The organism is Candidatus Pelagibacter communis, from assembly GCF_001179925.1.
In the GTDB taxonomy this organism is placed as follows: domain Bacteria; phylum Pseudomonadota; class Alphaproteobacteria; order Pelagibacterales; family Pelagibacteraceae; genus Pelagibacter; species Pelagibacter ubique_E.
Genome location: NZ_CVSF01000001.1, coordinates 1 through 22,040, shown reverse-complemented (window position 1 = coordinate 22,040; position 22,040 = coordinate 1). Strand labels below are relative to the sequence as shown.

The following is a 22,040-nucleotide window of genomic DNA, read 5'->3' as shown; positions in this document are numbered from 1 at the left end:
ATAACAAGTTAAAAATTTGGATGATTACATTATTATTAATGATTACACTGATTATTTTGGTAGGTGGACTTACAAGGTTAACAGATTCTGGTTTATCAATAACAACATGGGAATTGTTTGTGGGATTTTTCCCTCCTTTATCAAATGATAAGTGGTTAGAATATTTCAGTCTTTACAAGACGATACCCGAGTACAAAGAGCAAAATTTTAATATGACTTTAAGTGAATTTAAAATAATTTTTTGGTGGGAATGGGCTCATAGACAATTGGGTAGATTGATCGGATTAGTAGCATTAATACCGTTGATTTTTTTTTCAATTAAAAATGGTTTATGGATTTTAAAAAGATATGGGATAATTTTCATACTCATCTGTTTCCAAGGATTTATTGGATGGTATATGGTCTCAAGTGGCTTAGTTGATAGAGTGGACGTCAGTCATTATAGACTATCTATTCATCTTGTAACTGCTTTTATATTATTGTCTTTAATATTCTGGAATTTTTTAAAATTAACTTCATTAGGCAAAAATCAAGTATCTTTTAAATTGATATCAATTAAATTTTTTTTATTTTTAATATTTTTACAACTTGTTATTGGTGCTTTTGTGTCAGGTATGGATGCTGGAAAAGTTTATAACACATGGCCTTTAATGGGATCTGCCTATTTTCCTGATGATAGTAAATTAATTGAACTTTTGAATATTAAGGTATTTGATAACCCTTCAATAGTTCAATTTGTCCACAGAAATTTAGCGTATTTAATTGTAATTATTTATTTTTATATATTATTCAAGATTATTAAAGAAAAGAACAAATTATTGAATAAATCATTAGTAATTATTGGACTTAGTTTATTGTTACAGATTATTTTAGGAATTTTAACATTAGTTTCTGGTGTAAACATTATTTATGCATCTTTACACCAGATCAACTCTATTTTGATAATACTCTCAACTTTATATCTTCTTTATATTTCTAAATATAAAAAAATTAACTAACTGCTTTTAGGTTTCCTTTAGAAGATCTTTTTAACGCTTGATCAAGATCCTCTATTATATCATCTATATGCTCTATTCCGATACAAAGTCTTACATATCCTTGAGTAACACCAGATGCTGCAAGTTCTTTTTCGTTTAATTGACTATGAGTAGTACTTGCTGGATGTATAGCCAAACTTCTAACATCACCAATATTAGCAACATGATAAAACATCCTTAAAGATTCAATAAATTTTTTACCTGCTTCTATACCACCTTTAAGTTCTATTCCTACCATTGGACCATTTCCTTTTTTTAAATATTTTTTTGCACGTTCAGATATTGGCTTAGCATGTTCTGTGGAATAGATTACTTTTGAAACCTCTTTATGTTTTTTTAAAAATTCAACAACCTTTTGAGCGTTTTCGCAATGTTGTTTCATTCTTAAAGCTACAGTTTCTAATCCTTGAATTATTGCAAAAGCATTATCTGGAGAACAGGCTGATCCCAAGTCTCTTAGAAGACAAACTCTTGCTCTGACAGCAAATGCGACATTTGCTCCGGTTAATTCAGGAACTGCTTTACCCCAAATTACTCCTCCATAACTTGCATCAGGCTCATTAAATAATGGTTGTCTCTTTGGGTCGGCAGTCCAATCAAAATTTCCACTATCTACAATACTTCCTGCTACTGCAGTTCCATGACCACCTATATATTTTGTAAGTGAGTGAATTACGATAGCTGCGCCATGCTCTAAAGGTTTACAAATTACAGGGGCAGCGGTGTTATCCATTATAAGAGGAATATTATATTTTCTTCCAATATCAGAAACTTCTTTAATTGGAAAAACTCTTAAATACGGATTAGGAAGTGTTTCACCATAAAAAGCTCTTGTTTTATCATCAATTACTTTTTCAAAATTTTTTGGATCACTCGGATCAGCATATCTTATTTCAATACCTAATTTACTTAGTGTATGTGTAAATAAAGATACGGTTCCGCCATATAAATCAGTTGAACTAACAATGTTATCACCAGCTTGAGCAACATTAAGAATTGCAAACGTTGATGCAGTTTGACCTGAAGATACTGTAAGGCATGCTAATCCACCCTCTAATGATGCAACTCTTTTTTCAAGAACATCATTTGTGGGATTCATTATTCTGGTATAGATATTACCAAACTCTTTAAGTGCAAAAAGGTTTGCAGCATGTTCTGTATCTTTAAATTGATAAGATGTAGTTCTATAAATTGGGACCGCTACAGCATTAGTTGAAGGATCACTTCTATAGTCACCACCATGAATAGCTATTGTTTCAGGGTTGTTTCTTTTTGTAGTCATTTTACTCCTTTTTTAGTGCTTTTACTTATGTAAGGTGCACAATACAGTTCAAATACCTACCGATTATTTTTAAGAAATTCCTTTTTAGCAGTTTATTGCCCGCAATAGGATCAAATCGGCAATCATTTTTTACCAGATACATTAATATTTGCAATATAAATATCAAATTGACTTTAAATCTAATAATAGTATTAATCCACGCACAATGACTAAATTCCTTAAAAAAGATCAACTAACGTCTAATTGGTATGAAATTGATGCTAAAAATGCCGTAGTAGGGAGAGTAGCAACAGTAGTTTCAAAAATTATTAGAGGAAAGAATAAGACTACATTTACACCTCATATGGATGATGGTGACTTTGTAGTTGTAAAGAATATTGAACATATAAAATTTACAGGAAAAAAATTTCAAAATAAAAAATATTTTAGACATACTGGTCACCCTGGAGGAATTAAAGAAACTACTCCTGAAAAATTATCTAAAAAAAAACCTGGTGAAGCTTTAAAATTAGCTGTGAAGAGAATGCTTCCTGGGGGTGTTCTTGGAAAACAGCAATTAACTAAATTGAAAATATATTCAGGAGATCAACATCCTCATACTGCACAAAATCCTAAGATAATAGAATTAGATAAATTAAATAAAAAAAATATTATAAGAAATTAATTATGGAAAATACTCAAACTTTATCAAAAAAAACAAAACTGAATTTAGATTTTAAAGATAGTAAATACGCAACTGGAAGAAGAAAAAAATCTATAGCCAAAGTTTGGGTTAAAAAAGGAACTGGAAAAATCTATGTTAATGGAAAATTATTTGATAAATATTTTGTAAGCGAAAATCACAAAATGCAAATCACACGACCATTTGAAATAATAAATCAAGCAACTGCCTACGATGTAAGATGTAGTGTTAGTGGTGGTGGTCATACTGGACAAGCTGGAGCTATGGTTCATGGTATAGCTAAAGCTCTTGTTATGTTTGATGAAAGTTTTAAAACCACATTAAAAACAGAAAATCTTACTACCAGAGACCCCCGAGCAGTTGAAAGAAAAAAACCTGGTAGAAGAAAAGCTAGAAGAAGCTTTCAATTTTCTAAAAGATAATTTTTTTTTAAATTTTAACTGTTATAATATTAAATGCCCAAGCTTAATGTATTAGTCGCTGGATCAACTGGATATATAGGTATTGAACTAATTAAGTTGTTAGTCAAACACCCTAAAATAAATATTAAATATTTATGTGGAAATAGTTCAGTAGGAAAAAAAATATCATTTTTTGATAAAAAATTAATAAATCGAAAACTTCCAAATATAACAAGATTTAAAAATAATTTGCTTAAAGATGTTGATATTATATTTACAGCTCTTCCTAATGGAGAGGCACAAGTAATATCAAAAAAACTTTTAAAAAAAAATGTTTTGATAGATTTAGCTGCTGATTTTAGATTAGATAAAGCGTCTGAATACTTAAAATGGTATAAAAAAAAACATAAAGCACCCAATTTAATTAGAAGATCAATCTATTCTTTACCGGAAATAACAGGGAACAAAATTAAAAAATTTAAAATTATAGGTTGCCCTGGTTGTTATCCAACATCTATTTTGCTTCCATTAATCCCATTGATAAAAAAAAATATTATAAAAAAAGATAATATAATTATTGACTCAAAATCAGGTTATTCAGGTGCCGGTAGAGGAGTTCATAAAAAATATAAAAATAAAAATCTATATGAGTCTTTAAGTGCCTATGGTGTAGGTTTTCACAGACATAATTCTGAAATTGAACAAGAAATTAGAAAATTTACTAAAGAAAAATTTAGTTTTATTTTTACCCCTCATTTATCTCCAATGTTTAAAGGTATTTTAAGTACAATTTATATTGATTTAAATAAAGGCAAAACAGTAAAGACTTTGCATAATGAATTAGCTAAATTTTACAAGAAATCAGAATTTATAAAAGTATTAAAAATTAATTCATTAATTAGTACAAATAATGTGATAAATACGAATAATTGTATTATATCAGTGTGTAAATCTAAATATAAGAATAAAGCAATTATATTATCTTCAATAGATAATTTAATTAAAGGGGGGGCGGGTCAAGCAGTACAAAATTTGAATATAATGAAAAATTTTAAATCAATAGAAGGTTTAAAATGAAAAAGTTTTTTCTTATTTTATTACTCTTAAATTGTTGTTCAATAAATGAGACTGAATTAAAGAAAGATTTACCAAATATAAATTTTTCTGATGATTTATCTCTAGATGAGTTCAAAGTTAAATTAAAAGAATATGCTAATATCAATCCATATCCTAGTATAGATGATTAAATGAAAAATTATATTAATATTGCAATTGTAGGTTTAGGCCAAGTAGGTATTTATTTATATAATGAATTGAATATTAAAAAAAAAGACATTGAAAAAAAAACTGGAAAAAAAATTAAAATTGTAGCTATATCGGCAAAAAATAAAAATAAGAAAAGACGCTTTCCTATATCAAAAAAAATTTTTTATAAAGATCCTTTAAAAATTTTAAATAAAGAGAGAATTGATATTATATTTGAATGTGTAGGATTATCTGATGGTATATCAAAGAAATTAGTGGAAATAGCTTTAAAAAAAAGGATTCATGTAATAACTCCTAACAAAGCTTTAATCGCTAAACACGGAGATAAATTAGCTAAATTGGCGGAAAAACAAAAAGTTAATTTAGAATTTGAAGCATCTGTTGCCGGGGGCATACCAATCTTGAGAACAATCAAAGAAGGTCTTGCAACTAATAGAATAAATAAAGTTTATGGAATACTTAATGGAACAACAAATTATATTTTATCTGAAATGGAAAATAGTAATGAAACTTTTGATAAAGTTTTGCAAAAAGCACAAAAGCTTGGTTATGCTGAACCAGGTAATCCTAAGTTAGATCTAAATGGCTTTGATGCTTTTGCAAAAATAAAAATATTATCAGCTCTTTCTTTCAATACGAAGATTTCTAAAAGTAAATGTATAATGGAAGGGATTGAAAATATTAAATTAGAAGATATTAAGATAGCCAATCAATTGGGTCTTAGAGTTAAATTACTTGGAATTTCTGAAATCATTAATGGTCAATTATTTGAGACTGTTCATCCATGTTTAGTAAGTAAAAAGACATATATAGGAAACGTAAATGGTGTTATGAATGCAGTTATTACCGAAGGTAAGCCTGTAGGGCAAAGCGTTTTACAAGGTGAGGGTGCTGGACCTGGCCCAACTTCCTCTTCATTATTATCAGACTTATTATCAATTTTAAGAGGAAATATTAAATATCCCTTTGGTATCTCTTCTAGTAAAAGAAGGTCTATTAAGCCATTTAGTAATGATAAATATACAAACTCATTATATTTAAGATTTGAAGTCAAAGATAAGCAGGGTGTTCTTTCATTAATTACAAATAGATTAGCCAAATATAAAATTTCAGTTAAAAGAATAATTCAAACACCTGATAGGAAAAATAAAAAAGCAACAATCGTAATTATTACCCATAAAACAACAGAAATTAACGCAAGAAACTGCTTATCAGTATTTAAAAAGAATAAGAATATTCTTAAACTTCCAACATTAATTAGATTATATAATTAATGGATATCTACATAAAACTTTTTGAGGTTTTATTTCCTGTATTTTTTGTTGTTGGTATTGGTTACTATTTAGGCAAAAAAAATCCAAAAATAGACACAACATTTATTACAAATTTTGCTGCAAATGTAGGAACTCCTGCAATGATTATTTACGCTTTAAATCCTGTAAATATTTCATTTAATATTTTTATAAATTACTTTTGGTATTATGCGCTAGCTATTGCTGGATTTATGATTACTGGAATTATAATTCTATATCTTCTAAACACTAAAGATATTATTAGAGAGCTTCCTCCATTAACAATGCCTAATACAGGAAACATGGGTTTACCAATTTGTTTATTTGCTTATGGTTCCCAAGGCCTTGGAGTTTCAGCGGCGATATCTGCTTTAATTATTTTGTGTCACTTTACTCTAGGTGTTTTTTTAGCAGACAGAAAATTTAGTATTAACGTTATAATTAAAAGTCCTCCTTTTTATGCAATAATAGTCTCGGTATTTTTACTTTATTATGATTTAGAACTTCCAGGATTTGTTGAAAATACTACTTTCTTATTAATGTATGCAACTATATTTCTTATTTTGATGTCTTTAGGAATTGCATTAACAAGGCTTAAGGTTTTTTCTCTTAATAAAGCTATATTCTCTTCTATAGGACGTGTAATCTTTGGACCTATAATTGGATATTCATTAATTCTATACTTTAATTTGGAAGGTTTTGCTGCTGGTGTTTTATTAATTCAATGTTCAATGCCTAGTGCTGTTCTAAATTACTTAGTTGCTTCAATATATTCACCTAAAAAAATTGTTGATAGTGTTGCTAGCACTATTGTTGTGTCAACATTAATGTCATTTATAACTATTCCTATTGTTGTATTCTTTGCTTTAAAATACTTTAATTAATCTATATCCTTCTTCTAAAAATGAAGGCCATAACTTTTAATCTATTGGCATGGGTAATGCTTCCTATAATGGATGGATTTGCAAAATATTTAAGTGCAGATGTTCCAGTATTACAAATTACATGGGCAAGATATTTTTTTACAGTGGCTTTCACTTTCCCAATTATGTTTTTCTTTTTTCGAAAAAATCTTGTCTGGACGGATAAACCAAAACTTCAATTTATTAGAGGTTTAATTCTTTTAACTGCTAATATTTGTTTCTTTTATGCAATTTCGGTTATTTCTTTAGCAAAAGCATTAACTCTAGCTTTTGTTGCTCCTTTAATTGTTACAGCGTTTTCTCCAGTTTTTTTAGGTGAGAAGGTAGGATTTAGAAGATGGTCTGCAGTAATTATAGGTTTCATAGGTTCTTTAGTAGTTATAAGGCCGGGTTTTGTTGAAATTAATTTAGCAAGTATAGCTGCTCTTGGAACAGGTATAATGTATGGGTTTTATTTAATTATTACACGTAAACTAAGTACCTCAGACAATCCTTTATTAACTTTATTGTTGACTGGTGTAGTAGGGGCCATAATTATATCCACTGTAATGCCATTTGTGTGGGTTAAACCTAGTTTAAATCAGTGGTCTATGATGGCTGCCATAGGTATATTTGCCTGTATAGGGCATTTATTCTTAATATTGTCTCTTAAATATGCTGATGCTTCTAAATTAGCGCCATTTAGCTACTTTGAGATCATTACAAACATCATTATAGGTTATTATTTCTTCAGTGATTTTCCGGATAATTGGACTCTTTTAGGTTTATTCATTATTGTATTAAGCGGTATCTACATCTCAAGAAGAGAGAATTTAGTTAAAAAAGTTAAATAATAGGTGCTATTTATTTACTAATATCTAAAGTATTACATTAAGTATAAATTTTAAACTATTGTATTTATTATATTTTATTAATTAAAAAATTATTAAAAAAAAGAATATTTTGAATTATTTAATACAAAATTGCTAAAATATATTGTGCAAGAGTTTAGTTTTTTTGCATTTTATAAAAAATATCAAATATTCCTTTAAAATAAAGGCTTTTTTCGATCTTTGTAATGAAAATTCACTAAAAATAGGGCAGTCTAAAAGTATTGATATATTTGAATAGTAGAGCAATGCACTAATTGAATATAGCATTTAAACGCCCATAGAGGGCTTTATTTTAAGTATAAGCTCATATCTGCTACAACTAAAGGGTGAACTTTACTAATTTTCAAAAAATAAATTAAAAAGATCAAAAAACGTTGATTTTACTGACTTTTTTAATGTAAAAAAGCCTTTAAATAGGGCTAAATCTCAACCTTTTCAGATCTAAGTAATTTGAGCTTTCGCTTAATTCCACCCCTCCCAGAGTAGCCTCCAAGAGCTCCATCGGACCTAATTACTCTATGACAGGGTATTTTTGGAGCATAAGGGTTTTTAGCACAAGCATTAGCTACAGCACGAGCAGATTTAGGGCTTTTAATGCCAATAGCCACCTGTTTATAGGTTTTTACCTTACCTTTTGGTATAGTTTTAAGGTATTTCCAGACTTTTAGTTGAAATTTAGTTCCTTTCATGGATTTTTAGCGTGGAATTAATAGAATTATGTAACTTATAAAAAATATAATAGCCATTACAGACAAGAATATTGTGTTAAAGCTCTTACCAGTGTTTCGATATTGAATAACAGTTAAAATAACAAATCCAATCGAACTAATTAAAAACCATATTGCAGGAATTTCTCCATCAAGTGAACCCATAAGTTTTATAATTTAAACTATTGACATTAAAAATCACTTGATATATTACTAATGATAATTAATTGTTATCAATAGTAATTATATGAATGAACTGACAACAGAACTAAAATCGCTTCATGAGGCAACTCTTAATAATCTTAAAAGCTCAAAAGCAAATAATACCTTAAGAGCATATAAATCAGATTTTAAAGATTTTGGAATTTTTTGTGCTAAGCATGGATTAAAAACTTTACCTTCAGAGCCTAAAATAGTTTCATTATACCTTACTCATCTTTCTAAAAATTCAAAAATAAGCACTTTAAGAAGACGGTTAGTATCAATTAGCATGGTTCATAAACTAAAAGGACATTATCTAGATACAAAACACCCAATTATTGTTGAAAACTTAATGGGAATAAGAAGGGTGAAAGGAAGCATTCAAAAAGGTAAAAAACCTATATTAATCAGTCATTTAAAATCTATAATTAATGTAATAGATGAGCAAAAAATTGAAAACATTAAAAAATTTAGAGATAAGTCATTAATCTTAATTGGCTTTGGAGGTGGATTTAGACGAACTGAGCTAATTTCAATTGATCATGAGGATTTAGAATTTGTTCCTGAAGGACTTAAAATCACTATCAGAAAGTCAAAAACCGACCAATTAGGTGAAGGAATGATTAAAGGATTACCCTACTTCACTAACGAAACTTATTGCCCAATTGTCAATCTTAAAAAATGGTTGGAAATTTCTAAGATTAAATCTGGACCAATTTTTAGAAGATTTTCTAAAGGTTTATCATTAACAGATAAAAGATTAACTGACCAATCAGTAGTTTTATTAATGAAAGAATATTTGAAGTTAGCAGGTATCGAAAATAAAAATTTTGCTGGTCACAGTTTAAGGTCTGGTTTTGCAACAGTAGCTGCAGATTCTGGTGCTGATGAGCGAAGTATAATGGCAATGACAGGTCATAAATCAACACAAATGGTTAGAAGGTATATTAGAGAGGCAAATATATTTAAAAATAATGCGCTTAATAAAGTCAAAATATGAATGAAGTAACAATTATAATAATTACTTATAAAAGTGAAAAAATAATATATGATTTTATTAAGAAAATACCCTCAACCATAAACACTATAATAATAGAAAATTCACAAAATTATGAACTCAAAAAAGATATTGAAGAGAAATATAAGAATATATCAGTATATATAAAAAAAAATAATGGTGTCAGTTCAGCATTAAATTATGCTGTAGAAAAAATTGAAACCAATTATTTCTTACAAATAAGCCCTGATCTGGAATTTAATTTTGAGGATTTAAATATTTTTTTAAAATTTGCTAGTATTAAAAAAAATAAATTTGCAGCTTTAGGACCAAGATTTTTAAATGTAAATAAAAAAAGCCATAAACAAATTGATGATAAATTAGAAAATGGTGAAATCGATTCAATTCATGGTTCGTGTATGTTTATAAAAAAAGAAAATTTTGAAAAAATAGGTAAATTTGATGAGAACTTTTTTCTTTATTTTGAAGAAACAGAATTTTGTTATAGAGCAAAAAAAAAAGGATTTAAAACATATCAAATTAATAAAATTAAAGTTGAAACTAAAGGAAGATCTGTAGAAATAAATAATGAAAATTTTAAAAAATTTAACAATATTCTCATTTGGCATTTTATATGGTCTAAATTTTATTTTAGTAAAAAGAAATATGGAAAATTTTTTTCAATATTAATTTTCATGCCTGTAATAATAAGAATAAATCTAAAGATATTATTTTATACAATTTTTCGAAAGAAAGATTTAACAAATAAATATTCATATAGATTAAATGGTCTGATTAAATCCATAATGGGTAAAAAATCAGATTTAAGACCTTAATCCCTACCCCAAGTATCAAATTGAAATTTAAGTTTTTCATTACTGTCTAATGAATGATATTTTCTAATATGTTTGTCAGATATAATTGATTTATTCTGCTCTGAATAATTATAAGTTTGACTGTTTTTCCAATATTTTTCTGAAAATCTATTACCATCTGAATTTATTACATAAATGTTATAATTCAATTTTTTAAGATAATTAGTTAAACTATTTTTTCCACTTTCAATTTTCCATGCATCTATTTTAGATTTAATTAATTTATTACTCATAAATTTGAAATAATCATTTCCTTTGATTAAAAAGCCAGTTGTTCTTATATGTGGGTTTGGAAATGGGTTAAAAAATTTTTTATAACTAATAAGTTTTATCAAATATTTAAGAAATTTATAAAATTTTTTGAGTTTAATAGAACTAAGTAAACTTTCATATGAGGCACTTGTAGCTAATATTGAATTTTCCTCATAATTTTGAATAATTATTTTTAACCAATTATCACAAATCGGATATGAGTAACTATTGAGAAAAAAAATGAGTCGTGATTTGTAATTTAAAGCAACTCTTGAATAACTCCCTAGGTCAAAATCGTTATGGATATGATTATCTATGAATTCAGTATAACTTATATTTAAAAGCATTTTTCTAAAAATATTTAGTTTTTCATTGTCAAATAATTTAAAACAAATCAATAATTCATGAGGATAACCACTTTTAAAATTTTTATAATTTCTTAAAAAAGTTAATAAAGTATCTTCATTATCAAATTTTGTAATTAAATAACAAACTAAAATTTTTTCATTAAGCAGCTTATTCATTTAAAAAATTTTTTTAACTTTTTGGATTTATACCTATAAAATAACTTTATAAAAAATCTTTCTATTTTTTGAAAAATTCTATATTTATATAAATATTTAAATCTTTTTCTAAAATTAATAAATCCTACATCTAGTGTAGTGTCTGTGTTATTAGACTTATGACCTTTGTTTTCAAGTAATCTATTTTCATAACATAAATTTTTATTAACTTTAAAAGCTACTATACTTTCAAAAAATTCTACAGAATAAACAAATTGATTTAAATTATAATCAAATTTTTTTAAACTTGGAAAAGTTGAGTTTATATCATCAATTGTTTTTTTGGAAAAATTTATGAAAGAATATTTATATGGATTTCCATAATGTTTTTGATAACTAGAATGAACATCTTCCACTATATGTAATCCTCCATCATTAATATTCTTGATACTATTAATTAAACTTATGATTTGTTGATCATTAGTGTGACCTCCATCATCTAAAACTATATCAACATTACCTACCTCATTATAAAATTTTTTCCAGAAACCAGGATCAGATTGTGATCCTATAAAAATTTCGTAATTTTCATTTTGGAACTTTTTACATTCAGGATTGTTATCTATCCCAATTATTCTAGAACTATCTCCAAAGTACTTTTTCCAAATTTCTAAACTACCTCCATCTAAAATTCCAATCTCAACAAATGTAATACCCTTATTCTTATAATCATTAAAAAGTTTTTCATAGATTGAAAAATATTTTTCCCATTTAATTGATCTATATTTAGATTCATTGAATAATTCTATGAGTTTTTTATTTTCATTCATTTTTTTTTATATTTCAAAACTTGAGGTTTGGGTATATGTGTTAAAAACTTTAAACCTTTTTTAAAATATTTTTTTTCTTTATTAATAATTTCATTTTTAAAATTCCATGCACCTAAAAATGCATAATCATAATTTTTTAAAATATTTTTATTATATCTTAAAATCTTAATATTTTTGCCTGGCATATAATTATTAATTTTTTCTGGCGTAGTATCCACAAAATTTGAAATCAAATTCTTATCAATATCGCAATAATTAATAACTGTTACAGCTTTTGCTGTAGCACCATAACCAATTATTTTTTTGTTATTTTTTTTTATATTATTCAATATTTTTAATAAATTTTCTTTAGATTTTTTTACTTTTTTTGAGAAATTTTTATATGTCTTGAATTTATCAATTTCATATTTTTTTTCTTTATCAATTTGTTTTTTTACTTTAATTGAAATTTTAAAACTCTTATTTATTTTTTTTTTAATATAATATCTTAGTGATCCGCCATGAGTTAATAAATTTTTAATATCAAATATCTCTAGATCATATTTGCTGATAATATTTTTTACAGAAATTGCAGAAAAAAGATATATATGTTCATTATAAAACTGATCATAGGAATTTTTCTTAATGCATTCTAATAATGACGGATCTTCAATAATAAGAACACCTTTATCTTTTAACAATAATGATATTGATCTAAAGACATCATCTAAATTACTTATATGTGTTAATGTATTAGCTGAGTAAATTAAATCTATATTTCCATGTTTATCTTTTATTTTTTTTGCAAGTTTATAATTCCAATATTTATTATATGTTAAAAAACCTTTTTTAGATGTTATATTTGCAAGATTTTTACAAGGCTCAACACCAATAACTTTATTCATTTTAAAATTCTTAATTAAAGCACCATCATTACTTCCTATTTCTAAAAGCTTATCTGGATTAAATCTTTTTTTAATTTCTTTTGACAGTTCATAAAAAGAATGTCTCATTGTTTTAGACATTGAAGATCTATAGGGATAATCATTTGTAAACATTTTTTCAGATGGGATTCTTTTAGATATAGAAACAATTTTGTTATTTGTGTTGAAAAATAACCTAAGAGTATATTTGATATGTTTTTTTTTTAGTGAGTTAAGATAATTATTTGCTAAAGGTTGATTTCCTAAATTTAAAAAAAATTTATTCATTAATTTATTTGAACAAATTTAAAGGTATGCCATTTCTATCTTTTTTGGATAATATAGGTTTTTTGTTGGGCCATTTGATCCTTATGTTAGGATCATCCCAAGCTAATGTTCTTTCATATTTAGGATTCCTATAATTTGAACACTTGTAATTAACAGTACATTTGTCTGATAAACACATAAACCCATGAGCAAATCCTTCAGGTATGTAAAAAGAAAAATCTGAATTATCAGATATAATTAATGAGACATACTTGCCAAAATTTTTAGATTTTTTTCTAAGATCAACGGCAACGTCAAAAATTTTACCATGAGTTACTGTGATAATCTTGGCTTGAGATGATTTAATTTGTAAGTGTAGACCTCTTAAAACATTTTTTTTAGAATATGACATCACATCAAAAGGAAAATTTATTTTACCAAATAAATTTTTTCTGAATGTTTCTTTTAAATAACCTCTTCTATCTTTATAGATATTTGTTTTAATTATTTTAGGACCAGGTAATTTAGTATTTATTAATTTCATTTATTCAAATCATTTATCTTATTGTTAAAATTGTAAATATATTTTAGATAAAGATAATTCAACTTATTTAAATATAAATTAATCAAATAAATTAAGTTTTTTTTAGGTTCAGTTAGAGGTCCATTATATCTGGTTTCAGATTTTAAAATAAATCTTTTAAAAAATTTAATGGATATACCCCATTTTGACAAAAAAATTTTTCCACCTTTACTACCCGACTCAGTAATTATGTTTTTATCATCTTTATATTTTCTGGTAACTATTGATCCAAAGTGATAAACTTTGAAATCATTTATTCCCTTAAATATTCTAATTCCAAGATTCCATAATTTCATATTTAAATCAGGATCTGATCCTGTGCCAGGATAAAATTCCTCACTAAAACCCCCTACTTTATTCCAGATATCTTTGTGAATTAAATGTGGAGCCCATGTTGACCCTTGAAAGTCAAAATAATTATGGTTTTTATGATTTTTTATAAATTTTTTTTCATCAAAATCCTCAGCTGTACTTCCACAATTAAAATCTATTTGACCATTATTTACCATCGTTCCCGAAAGATAGAAATTTTTATGACCGATAATATCGACTTCTTTTTTAAGTATTTCATCCCATTCAGGACAAAAATAAAAATCATCATGAGAATAAAGAATATAATCGTTTGTTGCTAATTTTGACGCCAAATTCATACCTTTACAGATACCAGCATTATAATTTGTAAGGGTATATTTTATATTATTTTTTTCTAAAAAATTAATTGTTCCATCATTACCTATATTTACATGAGGTATAATTTCATGTGTATATTTGGAGTTTTTATTAATACTATCTAAACAAATTTTTAAATATTTTAGATTGTTTAAAGTAGGAATAATAATAGAAAACATTTACCAAACAAACTTGTATTTCGATTTTATATTGAAAGTTTTAGAAATGATATATTCAGATACTAAAGAAGAGTTAAAATATTTAAAATATTTTTTTTTACCATTTTTTGCAATTTTTTTTCCAGATCGCACATCTTTTTTATATTTATTAAGTTTATAACTTAGATCATTTATATCTTTATAAAAAATCATTTCATTATCATCAAAAAAATCACTTAATTGAGTTTTTTCATCCACAAAAGTTAAAAGTCCGTTTCCAATAATTTGAACTAACCTATCACTACTATAATATTTTATAGGTTTACCTCTGCTTAAATTAAGTCCCATATAAGAGTTAGAAATTTTATTAATAAAATTTTCTGCCCAAATTGGCTGTACATTATTCATTCCATAAACATCAAATTTAAGATTTTGATTTAATTTTATTAATTTATTTATGAAAAATTCTCTATCATCATTTTTTCCTACTTTTAAACTTCCACGATGTACACCGTGACTCATTGCAAAAAAAACATCAAAATTACAATTTTTTTCATAATTCGATAATGTTTCAAATGCTTCATCGCATGGATTTGGCATATAATTTGAATTTTTTACATTAAACGAAAGAGATTTAGGATCTGTAGTTAAAAAAGAATTGTCGATTATATCGATTTTATCTAAAATTCTTTTTTTATTATTTTCATGATCAGGTCCATATTTCGATAATGGATCTAGAAACCATTGAGAAATTTTTAAATTCTTATCAAAATTTTTCATTTTAACTAAAGTTTCCTTACTAACGCGATCGGCGTGTCCTAATACTACCAAATCTGGTTTAAAATTATTAAAACTTTCTATAATTTTTCTATCTAATGAACTTTGACCTTTCGGATCTTTGATTGATTTGTTATTGTGTATTATATCCCTATCGCTGATAGTAAGAACGTTATGACCATTTCTAATAAAGCCGTTGTTTAATCTTCTTCCTGTATTATAATGTAAACGTCCATCAAATCGTTCATTAAAATTTGTTATATGCATTACTTTAAGAGTTTTATTTCTAAAAAAATTTAATTTTTTATTTGAGATGAATTCAGATCTAATATTGTCAATTAAATCGCTAATATACTTATGATTAAATCTAAAATTTCTATAATTTTTTTTTTGTAAATGAACTAATTTTTTTTTATTTGTAATTAATCTTTTGATTTCATTATAAATTTCATTTGAGGATAATTTTTTTAGAATAATTGCTGAGTTGGTTGTTTCTGGAAGACCACCTCTATTACTAATAATAACAGCAGAACCTCTACTTGCAGCCTCTAAGCTTGTTCTTCCAAAAGGTTCTTCCCATCTTGAACAGACAACTGAAATACTTACTTTTTTTAAAAAATTAAGAATTTTTTCATGTTTTGTATAACCATTAATAATCAAATTTTTGTGTTGAAAAAGAATATTTTCTCTAGGTTCATCACCGTAAACAACAGCCTTCCAATCTTTGAATTCAGAAAGAATCTTCATCATCGCTTTACCAAATAAATCATAACCTTTTGCTGAATTTAGTTTACCTATAAAACTAATTATCTTTTTTTTTTCACTGAAATTTATTTTAGTTTTAGAGGTAGATTGAAAGCAAACTGCTGTCTTTTGTTTTAACAAATCTTTATTATCAATATCAATAAAAAATCTTTTTTGAGACCATGAGCTATTAAATATAATCTTATCGATATGATTTAAAAGAAAAATTCTGTCTTTTAACAATGTTGACCCTGTCATTGATAATGGATCATTATGAAAATATAAAATCAATTTTTTTTTGGTAGTTTTTAAATATTTTATATAATTTGGTCTATTATGAACTTCTATAATATCTGAATTTATTTTCTTTTCTATTTTTAAAAACTCGTTTACATAAATTTTGCTTGAACTTTGAAAAATATTTTTTTTTAAAAAAACGTTAATATAATTTTTTAGAAAAGGTTTTTTATAATTTGTATTTCCAAAAATGTATGTTGACTTAAAATATTTACTATTTTTAATAGTGTCTTTTACAAACAAAGAAACTGCTCCAGCGTAATTTTCTGAAAAGTTTTCTTTATAGGGTAATAGAACTGATATTTTCATCTTTTTTATAATTATTTTTAATTTCTTTTCTTAAAGTATAATTTTTTTTTAGCTTATACTCTTCTTTTAAAGCAATATTTTTACTTTTATATCTTTTAAAATAAATTAAATTCCATTTACGACCTTTTGTAAATTTAGCACCTTTTCCAATATTATGAAGTAACAATCTTTTCTTTAAATTGTTTGTATAACCAACGTACGATATTCTACTGTCTTTATTTTTTGCAACTATTAAATAAACAAAATGCATAAAATCTAATACTTATCATTTTTTTGGTTTAAATTCGATATTTTATAAAGTTCTTCAATATATCCTTGCCTAACCCAAGAACGTTTTTTAGAAATTAATTCATATTCAGGGAACTCAGATACAATTTCTCTAACTGAAAATTCATTAACTTCATGATTTATCGAAAGAAACCATTTAGATTTACCGATAAAATTTTTAAGATAATTCTGTGCAACATTAATTTCCATTTCAGTAAAGGAGTCTACATTAAGTACAACATCATACTGATCTTTATCTTTTATAAAATTTTCTGGTTGTATAAGTTTTATGCCTTCATCAAGTTCAATATTTTCACCATTAAAACAAAAAGACTCATTAGGCAAACTACAACCTAAAAAATAACTTTGACAAAGCGATGGAATGGGTAAATCAACCAATGTATATTTCTTAATGCCTAATAATTTAGCAAAAAATGCTGTCCTTCCTAAACCTGGACCTATTTCACAAACATTATTTCCTAATTTTTTAACAAGTAATGCTTGATAAATAGATGCAGGAACTCTTAGAGAGGCAATACCATACTTAGTTAATACACCTTTTTCACCGTTATATAAATTTGGGAAAAAAAATTTATCTGAAAAATTATGATTAACAATCTTGTCTATTATATCATTTAGAATTATTTTTTTTTTAAAAGGCGAAATTAAATTTTCTGGATACATATATTTAATCGCACCTGTGTATTCAGCTAGTGCAAGAAAGTGGTCTGCTGTAGATTTCGCTTCAAAAACTGTTTCCAGTCTTAAAGGTGACTGTAAATCTTTTGCTAAGTTATCGAAACCGTATTGTAAATTATTGGTCAGTGGATCTTGAAGAAGTTCTAATATTTTATCATTATTCTTGTCTTTGATTAGTTTTACCGCTTCAGCTTGATAGTCATTAAATATACTCCCCCACATACCACGTGGGATAAAATTTATACTTTGTTCTAGTGAATTTAATAAACGTGAAAATAATTTACCATCTATAGAGGATACATTTTTTTTTATTACTGAAGACTTTTTATAGACTGCTTTAATGTAAGGGAAATGATACCTGTAGTGAAAAAAACGGATTTTTCGAAGTAAATCCGCTAAATGATGCAATCCAAGAGCTCTTAAAATTTTTTTTTTTAAACCTTTCACTAACTCTTCCTACCATCAGCAAACAAACCTTTCAACATAATGGCGGTCCCTAGGGGAATCGAACCCCTCTTTCGAGGATGAAAACCACGTGTCCTAACCGATAGACGAAGGGACCATTTGCTGGTCTTTTATTTGAAATGTCTCTAATTATCAAGTGTTTAATAAATCACAACACTAAATCTTTAATTATTAATTGAAGAGTTTTTTTATTATTCCAAAAGTTTTCGCTAATTTGACCCAAAACATTTAAATTCTTTTTATAATTTAATAAATACTTTCCAATTTCGCTATTACTAGAGTTAAATGCAATCGAATTTATAGCAATCCCTTTATTTGATTTTAAAATACATGAAACATGTTTTTCATTTAATATTGATGATTTTAAAATCTTAAAATCTTTAAATAAAAAAGTTGGTAAAGGATTTCCAGTTCCAAAAGGTCCTATTTGTTGTAAATCCTTATAAAATTCTTTGTTTAGAGCTGACGATGATGCTTCAAAATCGTACATATAAACATTATTTGAAAAAATGTAGTTCTTTAGAAAATCTTTATTAACAAATGATTTAAAATTAGATAAATTTTCTTTTTTTAAAGAAAAACCAGCTGCCATATTGTGTCCCCCACCATTAATGATCAAATTTCTATCTAATGAAAGTTTGATAACACGTCCTAAATTATATTTATAAATTGATCTAGCAGACCCTTTTAATATATCATTAGAATTTGTTATAACTATTGATGGTTTATTGAAATAATCTTTTAATCTTGAGGCTATTATTCCTATAAGTCCTTCATTGATGTTTGGATTATAGTAAACAATGATATTATCATTTTGATTTTTCAACATATCTAAATCAATATTTTTTAAAGTAATATTTTCTATTTTTTTTCTTTTATTATTTAAATTTATTAATTCTAAAGATCTTTTATTAATCAAATTTTGGTTTTCTGATGATAATAATTCAGTAGCATAATTTGATTTGCCAAGTCTTCCACCAGCATTCAATATTGGACCTATTAGATAACCTAGGTCATTTATGGAAATTTTATTTTTTCTATTATTTAATTCGTATAATTCTTTAAATGCTTTGTTTTCATTAATTTTAAATTCATTAATCACTTTTTTTGCAATTAATCTGTTTAATTTTCTTAAAGGCATTACATCACATACAGTCGCTAAAAGAACATTAATTAGATATTTTTTTAAATCCATTTTACATTTCATCTTTTTATTTAACATCTCTAAAAAAAAATAAGTCAATGTAGTTGCACAAAGATAATCATATTCTAAATAACCATTATTTTTTTTTGGATTAATAATCACATCAGCTTTTGGATATGGTTTATTAATTTCGTGATGATCTATAATCAAAGATTTTATATTATTTTGATTAAGGTAATTTATGGCTTCATTATTTGTGGATCCACAATCGACCATAATTACTAATTTTGGTTTTTTTAAAATTATCTTTTTAAATATTTTTACACTGGCACCATATCCATCTTTTACTCTATCAGGGATATAATAAAAAAATGGATGACTTATGCTTTGAAAAAAATTTACTAATAAAGACGTAGAGGCTGAACCATCAACATCATAGTCACCAAATATACAGATTTTTTCTTTGTGTTTTATTAATTTTTCTACAATTTTAACAGAATCAATAAAATCAGAATTATTTTGAAAAAAATTTGATAATTTTAAGTTATTGTTAATTGAATATATTTCTTCTTTATCAAAATTTCTTGATACAATTAATTTTGAGACGATCTTTGAAAAATTGTATTCTTGTTCAATTTTTTCTAATATTCTTTTATTAACTTTTTCTTCTTTCCATTCCCTACCAGAAACTGAAATCATTTATTAATTCTTAACATTATCAAATATCATTTTTCTTTTTTCTATACTCAAGTGGTTGTCATTTGAAGTTTTATTAGTTACTAAAGTTTCAGTCATATAATAATTATTATTTTCAGACACCACACCTTTCATCGCCATCGTATCTGTAATTGCTGTAGCACAAAATATTGTATCTCCTTTAATAATTTCATTAATTTCATATTTTTTATCAAATTCAGTGATGCCCATCTTTTTAGCTTCTTCAATATCTTTTTCGTTATCAAAAATAAATTTACCCTGAAAATGACAATTATAGGCATCTAATGCTGCTGCAGCTAAAACACCTTCGGGTCCACCACCTATTCCCAAGTAAATATCAACATTATAAATTGGTTTTGTTACTAAAAGTGCACCAGCTACATCTCCATCAGTAATTAATTTAATCTTTACATTCAATTTTGTTAAATCTTCAATAATTTTTTTATGTCTAGGACGATCTAAAATACATGCTGTTAATTTTGAAGGATCTGTATTTTTAAAATCTGCTAAATTTTCAATATTTTTTTTTGTTGAATAATCAAGATCAATTAAGCCTTTTTCAACTTTCGCTGTAGCAATTTTGTGCATATAAGTTTCTGGTGCTTTAAATAAATTCCCTTTTTCAGAAATGGCTATAACCGATAATGCCCCAGGCAAATTATTAGCAGCAAAATTAGTTCCTTCTAAAGGATCTACAGCTATATCAAAGTCGGGACCTTTTTTTAAACCCAATATTTCACCTGTAAAAAGCATAGGAGCTTCATCTAGACTGCCCTCTCCTATTACAATTTCACCTGTCATTTTAATTTTATTTAATTCAGTTCTCATAGCGTCAACTGCAGCTTGGTCTGCTGCAATTTTATCTTTTTTACCAACTAAATGATATGAAGCTATAGCAGCTTTAGATGTCACATTTATAAATTGATCAATATATTTTTTGTCTATTGACATTATTTTACAGTTTCAATTGAAATATTTTTCTCTAACTTTGATTCAAATTCTCTCAATCTTTTCCAAACTGAAATTAACTCAACTATTATTGGCCAGCTTCTTACTAAATATTGCAATGATGTTTCAACACGGCCAAATGCTCTTATAATTTGTTGAACAAAGCCAAGTGTAATCGCACCAGTTACGATTGTTGGTGCTAGTGCTAGGTACGGAACAATCACCATTCCTTGTAAATAACTCCATTTAACAGCATTAAAATAAAGATAGTGAAAATACATTTTATAATGAATTTTTCTAACACCTCCATAAAGATCAGTAATTTTTGCAGGTTGTGCACTTTCTTTAAAGTCTTCTCCTAAAACTAATTCTTTTCTATAAGCAGCCTCTTCTTTTTGTATATCATATTCAATACCTGGAAGTTTAATTCCTACACTGGCTAATATTATTGTTCCACCCAATGCTGATATGATTGCTACCCAAACTAAAGCATGCTCAACTTCACCTATCCATGGTAATACAGTTATACTTTTAGATAACCCCCATAAAATTGGAGTAAAAGCAATCAATGTCATTACACTTCTTAATAACTCAGCACCTAAACCTTCCATTATTCTTGCGAATTTAAGCGTATCTTCTTGGACTCTTTGTGATGCTCCCTCTATAGAAGAGGCGTCATTCCATTTATCATGATAAAAATCTGCCATTGCAGTTCTCCATCTGAAGGTCCAGTGGCTAGTAAAATAATCACTAAAAATAACCACTAATATATATACTGCTGCAATTTTAGCGAATGTAAAAAGATATGCTATAAACTCTTTTTCTGATACAGAATTAGGATTTGTAAGAGCTTTTTGTAAAGTATCATAAAATTCACCAAACCATTCATTTATTCTAACATCAAGTTGAACCTGATACCAGGTAGCCATTAAAATAAGTAAAGTTCCACCTATGCTCCATAAATACCATCTTCT

Annotated in this window: 23 protein-coding genes, 1 tRNA gene and 1 riboswitch; of the genes, 10 read left to right on the top strand and 14 right to left on the bottom strand. The window is 26.2% G+C overall.

Translation table 11 applies throughout. The features are described 5' to 3' along the window. Positions 1-20 precede the first annotated feature (20 nt). Positions 21-998 carry a COX15/CtaA family protein gene (locus tag AMN70_RS00115; RefSeq protein WP_256998005.1) on the top strand — a complete coding sequence of 326 codons (978 nt, stop codon included), beginning with the start codon at positions 21-23 and terminating at the stop codon, positions 996-998. Here the strand turns inward: AMN70_RS00115 and AMN70_RS00110 are convergent. Continuing rightward, a complete protein-coding gene (locus tag AMN70_RS00110; RefSeq protein ID WP_075500874.1) occupies positions 991-2,319 on the bottom strand; it encodes an O-acetylhomoserine aminocarboxypropyltransferase/cysteine synthase family protein in 1,329 nt (442 codons plus the stop codon). The two genes, AMN70_RS00115 and AMN70_RS00110, sit on opposite strands and share 8 nt — an antisense overlap. Before the next feature lies 1 nt (position 2,320). After that, positions 2,321-2,386, bottom strand: a riboswitch (SAM riboswitch). Positions 2,387-2,524: 138 nt separating this feature from the next. Here AMN70_RS00110 and rplM point away from each other — a divergent pair. Genes rplM through AMN70_RS00080 form a run of 7 tightly spaced genes read left to right on the top strand, consistent with a single transcriptional unit; the run spans position 2,525 to position 7,716 of the window. Further along, a complete protein-coding gene (gene rplM / locus AMN70_RS00105; protein WP_075500872.1) occupies positions 2,525-2,983 on the top strand; it encodes a 50S ribosomal protein L13 in 459 nt (152 codons plus the stop codon). Positions 2,984-2,985: 2 nt separating this feature from the next. After that, positions 2,986-3,423, top strand: coding sequence for a 30S ribosomal protein S9 (gene rpsI, locus AMN70_RS00100; protein WP_075500870.1), 438 nt, complete (start codon positions 2,986-2,988; stop codon positions 3,421-3,423). Between the two features lie 33 nt (positions 3,424-3,456). Beyond that, positions 3,457-4,479, top strand: a complete 1,023-nt coding sequence (gene argC, locus AMN70_RS00095; RefSeq protein WP_075500869.1) for an N-acetyl-gamma-glutamyl-phosphate reductase — start codon at positions 3,457-3,459, stop codon at positions 4,477-4,479. Further along, on the top strand, positions 4,476-4,649 hold the full coding sequence (locus AMN70_RS05620; RefSeq protein ID WP_179850356.1) for a hypothetical protein: 174 nt from the start codon (positions 4,476-4,478) through the stop codon (positions 4,647-4,649). Before argC ends, AMN70_RS05620 begins: the two co-directional genes overlap by 4 nt. Continuing rightward, the gene (locus tag AMN70_RS00090) at positions 4,650-5,942 is read left to right on the top strand and encodes a homoserine dehydrogenase (RefSeq protein WP_075500867.1); all 1,293 of its coding nucleotides are present in this window, start codon (positions 4,650-4,652) and stop codon (positions 5,940-5,942) included. Then, entirely contained in the window at positions 5,942-6,844 is a 903-nt protein-coding gene (locus tag AMN70_RS00085) for an AEC family transporter (RefSeq protein WP_075500866.1), read from the top strand. Before AMN70_RS00090 ends, AMN70_RS00085 begins: the two co-directional genes overlap by 1 nt. Before the next feature lie 20 nt (positions 6,845-6,864). Continuing rightward, complete coding sequence (locus AMN70_RS00080) at positions 6,865-7,716, top strand: DMT family transporter (RefSeq protein ID WP_075500864.1); 852 nt, start codon at positions 6,865-6,867, stop codon at positions 7,714-7,716. A gap of 458 nt (positions 7,717-8,174) precedes the next feature. Here the strand turns inward: AMN70_RS00080 and AMN70_RS00075 are convergent, their stop codons facing one another. Next, entirely contained in the window at positions 8,175-8,444 is a 270-nt protein-coding gene (locus AMN70_RS00075; RefSeq protein WP_075500862.1) for a methylated-DNA--[protein]-cysteine S-methyltransferase, read from the bottom strand. A gap of 265 nt (positions 8,445-8,709) precedes the next feature. Here AMN70_RS00075 and AMN70_RS00070 point away from each other — a divergent pair, with 265 nt between their 5' ends. Both AMN70_RS00070 and AMN70_RS00065 read left to right on the top strand, forming a co-directional pair. After that, positions 8,710-9,663, top strand: coding sequence for a site-specific integrase (locus tag AMN70_RS00070; protein ID WP_075500861.1), 954 nt, complete (start codon positions 8,710-8,712; stop codon positions 9,661-9,663). Beyond that, positions 9,660-10,496, top strand: a complete 837-nt coding sequence (locus AMN70_RS00065) for a glycosyltransferase (protein WP_075500859.1) — start codon at positions 9,660-9,662, stop codon at positions 10,494-10,496. The genes AMN70_RS00070 and AMN70_RS00065 overlap by 4 nt, the downstream gene beginning before the upstream one ends. Here AMN70_RS00065 and AMN70_RS00060 read toward each other — a convergent pair. The 12 genes from AMN70_RS00060 to AMN70_RS00005 form a co-directional block, all read right to left on the bottom strand. After that, positions 10,493-11,311 (bottom strand): hypothetical protein, encoded by an 819-nt coding sequence (locus tag AMN70_RS00060; RefSeq protein ID WP_075500858.1) that lies wholly within the window; start codon positions 11,309-11,311, stop codon positions 10,493-10,495. The genes AMN70_RS00065 and AMN70_RS00060 overlap by 4 nt on opposite strands. Next, positions 11,308-12,120: a hypothetical protein gene (locus AMN70_RS00055; protein WP_075500856.1), complete on the bottom strand. Its 813-nt coding sequence runs from the start codon at positions 12,118-12,120 to the stop codon at positions 11,308-11,310. Before AMN70_RS00055 ends, AMN70_RS00060 begins: the two co-directional genes overlap by 4 nt. Further along, entirely contained in the window at positions 12,117-13,310 is a 1,194-nt protein-coding gene (locus AMN70_RS00050) for a class I SAM-dependent methyltransferase (RefSeq protein WP_075500854.1), read from the bottom strand. The genes AMN70_RS00055 and AMN70_RS00050 overlap by 4 nt, the downstream gene beginning before the upstream one ends. Before the next feature lie 4 nt (positions 13,311-13,314). Further along, positions 13,315-13,833 carry a dTDP-4-dehydrorhamnose 3,5-epimerase gene (gene rfbC / locus AMN70_RS00045; RefSeq protein WP_075500852.1) on the bottom strand — a complete coding sequence of 173 codons (519 nt, stop codon included), beginning with the start codon at positions 13,831-13,833 and terminating at the stop codon, positions 13,315-13,317. Next, on the bottom strand, positions 13,830-14,720 hold the full coding sequence (locus tag AMN70_RS00040; RefSeq protein ID WP_075500850.1) for a glycosyltransferase family 2 protein: 891 nt from the start codon (positions 14,718-14,720) through the stop codon (positions 13,830-13,832). Before AMN70_RS00040 ends, rfbC begins: the two co-directional genes overlap by 4 nt. Next, positions 14,721-16,826: a glycosyltransferase family 4 protein gene (locus tag AMN70_RS00035; RefSeq protein ID WP_075500848.1), complete on the bottom strand. Its 2,106-nt coding sequence runs from the start codon at positions 16,824-16,826 to the stop codon at positions 14,721-14,723. Beyond that, positions 16,798-17,076: a GIY-YIG nuclease family protein gene (locus AMN70_RS00030; RefSeq protein ID WP_075500846.1), complete on the bottom strand. Its 279-nt coding sequence runs from the start codon at positions 17,074-17,076 to the stop codon at positions 16,798-16,800. Before AMN70_RS00030 ends, AMN70_RS00035 begins: the two co-directional genes overlap by 29 nt. A gap of 5 nt (positions 17,077-17,081) precedes the next feature. Next, on the bottom strand, positions 17,082-18,239 hold the full coding sequence (locus AMN70_RS00025) for a putative sugar O-methyltransferase (RefSeq protein WP_075500844.1): 1,158 nt from the start codon (positions 18,237-18,239) through the stop codon (positions 17,082-17,084). 40 nt (positions 18,240-18,279) lie between these two features. Then, positions 18,280-18,354 (bottom strand) — tRNA-Glu (locus AMN70_RS00020). 51 nt (positions 18,355-18,405) lie between these two features. Further along, a complete protein-coding gene (recJ, locus tag AMN70_RS00015; protein ID WP_075500842.1) occupies positions 18,406-20,100 on the bottom strand; it encodes a single-stranded-DNA-specific exonuclease RecJ in 1,695 nt (564 codons plus the stop codon). A gap of 3 nt (positions 20,101-20,103) precedes the next feature. Continuing rightward, entirely contained in the window at positions 20,104-21,069 is a 966-nt protein-coding gene (gene glpX / locus AMN70_RS00010) for a class II fructose-bisphosphatase (RefSeq protein ID WP_075500840.1), read from the bottom strand. Further along, the coding region (locus tag AMN70_RS00005) for a putative transporter (protein ID WP_075500838.1) at positions 21,069-22,040 on the bottom strand (972 nt) is incomplete at its 5' end. The genes glpX and AMN70_RS00005, both read right to left, overlap by 1 nt.

Bases quoted from the DNA above. Each gene is read 5' to 3' on its own strand.
- AMN70_RS00070 (WP_075500861.1), top strand. From the start codon at position 8,710: ATGAATGAACTGACAACAGAACTAAAATCGCTTCATGAGGCAACTCTT.
- AMN70_RS00110 (WP_075500874.1), bottom strand. From the start codon at position 2,319: ATGACTACAAAAAGAAACAACCCTGAAACAATAGCTATTCATGGTGGT.
- AMN70_RS00080 (WP_075500864.1), top strand. From the start codon at position 6,865: ATGAAGGCCATAACTTTTAATCTATTGGCATGGGTAATGCTTCCTATA.
- AMN70_RS00050 (WP_075500854.1), bottom strand. From the start codon at position 13,310: ATGAATAAATTTTTTTTAAATTTAGGAAATCAACCTTTAGCAAATAAT.
- AMN70_RS00075 (WP_075500862.1), bottom strand. From the start codon at position 8,444: ATGAAAGGAACTAAATTTCAACTAAAAGTCTGGAAATACCTTAAAACT.
- AMN70_RS00090 (WP_075500867.1), top strand. From the start codon at position 4,650: ATGAAAAATTATATTAATATTGCAATTGTAGGTTTAGGCCAAGTAGGT.
- recJ (WP_075500842.1), bottom strand. From the start codon at position 20,100: ATGATTTCAGTTTCTGGTAGGGAATGGAAAGAAGAAAAAGTTAATAAA.
- AMN70_RS00085 (WP_075500866.1), top strand. From the start codon at position 5,942: ATGGATATCTACATAAAACTTTTTGAGGTTTTATTTCCTGTATTTTTT.
- AMN70_RS00060 (WP_075500858.1), bottom strand. From the start codon at position 11,311: ATGAATAAGCTGCTTAATGAAAAAATTTTAGTTTGTTATTTAATTACA.
- rfbC (WP_075500852.1), bottom strand. From the start codon at position 13,833: ATGAAATTAATAAATACTAAATTACCTGGTCCTAAAATAATTAAAACA.
- AMN70_RS05620 (WP_179850356.1), top strand. From the start codon at position 4,476: ATGAAAAAGTTTTTTCTTATTTTATTACTCTTAAATTGTTGTTCAATA.
- AMN70_RS00035 (WP_075500848.1), bottom strand. From the start codon at position 16,826: ATGAAAATATCAGTTCTATTACCCTATAAAGAAAACTTTTCAGAAAAT.
- rplM (WP_075500872.1), top strand. From the start codon at position 2,525: ATGACTAAATTCCTTAAAAAAGATCAACTAACGTCTAATTGGTATGAA.
- AMN70_RS00040 (WP_075500850.1), bottom strand. From the start codon at position 14,720: ATGTTTTCTATTATTATTCCTACTTTAAACAATCTAAAATATTTAAAA.
- glpX (WP_075500840.1), bottom strand. From the start codon at position 21,069: ATGTCAATAGACAAAAAATATATTGATCAATTTATAAATGTGACATCT.
- AMN70_RS00030 (WP_075500846.1), bottom strand. From the start codon at position 17,076: ATGCATTTTGTTTATTTAATAGTTGCAAAAAATAAAGACAGTAGAATA.
- AMN70_RS00065 (WP_075500859.1), top strand. From the start codon at position 9,660: ATGAATGAAGTAACAATTATAATAATTACTTATAAAAGTGAAAAAATA.
- AMN70_RS00115 (WP_256998005.1), top strand. From the start codon at position 21: ATGATTACATTATTATTAATGATTACACTGATTATTTTGGTAGGTGGA.
- argC (WP_075500869.1), top strand. From the start codon at position 3,457: ATGCCCAAGCTTAATGTATTAGTCGCTGGATCAACTGGATATATAGGT.
- rpsI (WP_075500870.1), top strand. From the start codon at position 2,986: ATGGAAAATACTCAAACTTTATCAAAAAAAACAAAACTGAATTTAGAT.
- AMN70_RS00055 (WP_075500856.1), bottom strand. From the start codon at position 12,120: ATGAATGAAAATAAAAAACTCATAGAATTATTCAATGAATCTAAATAT.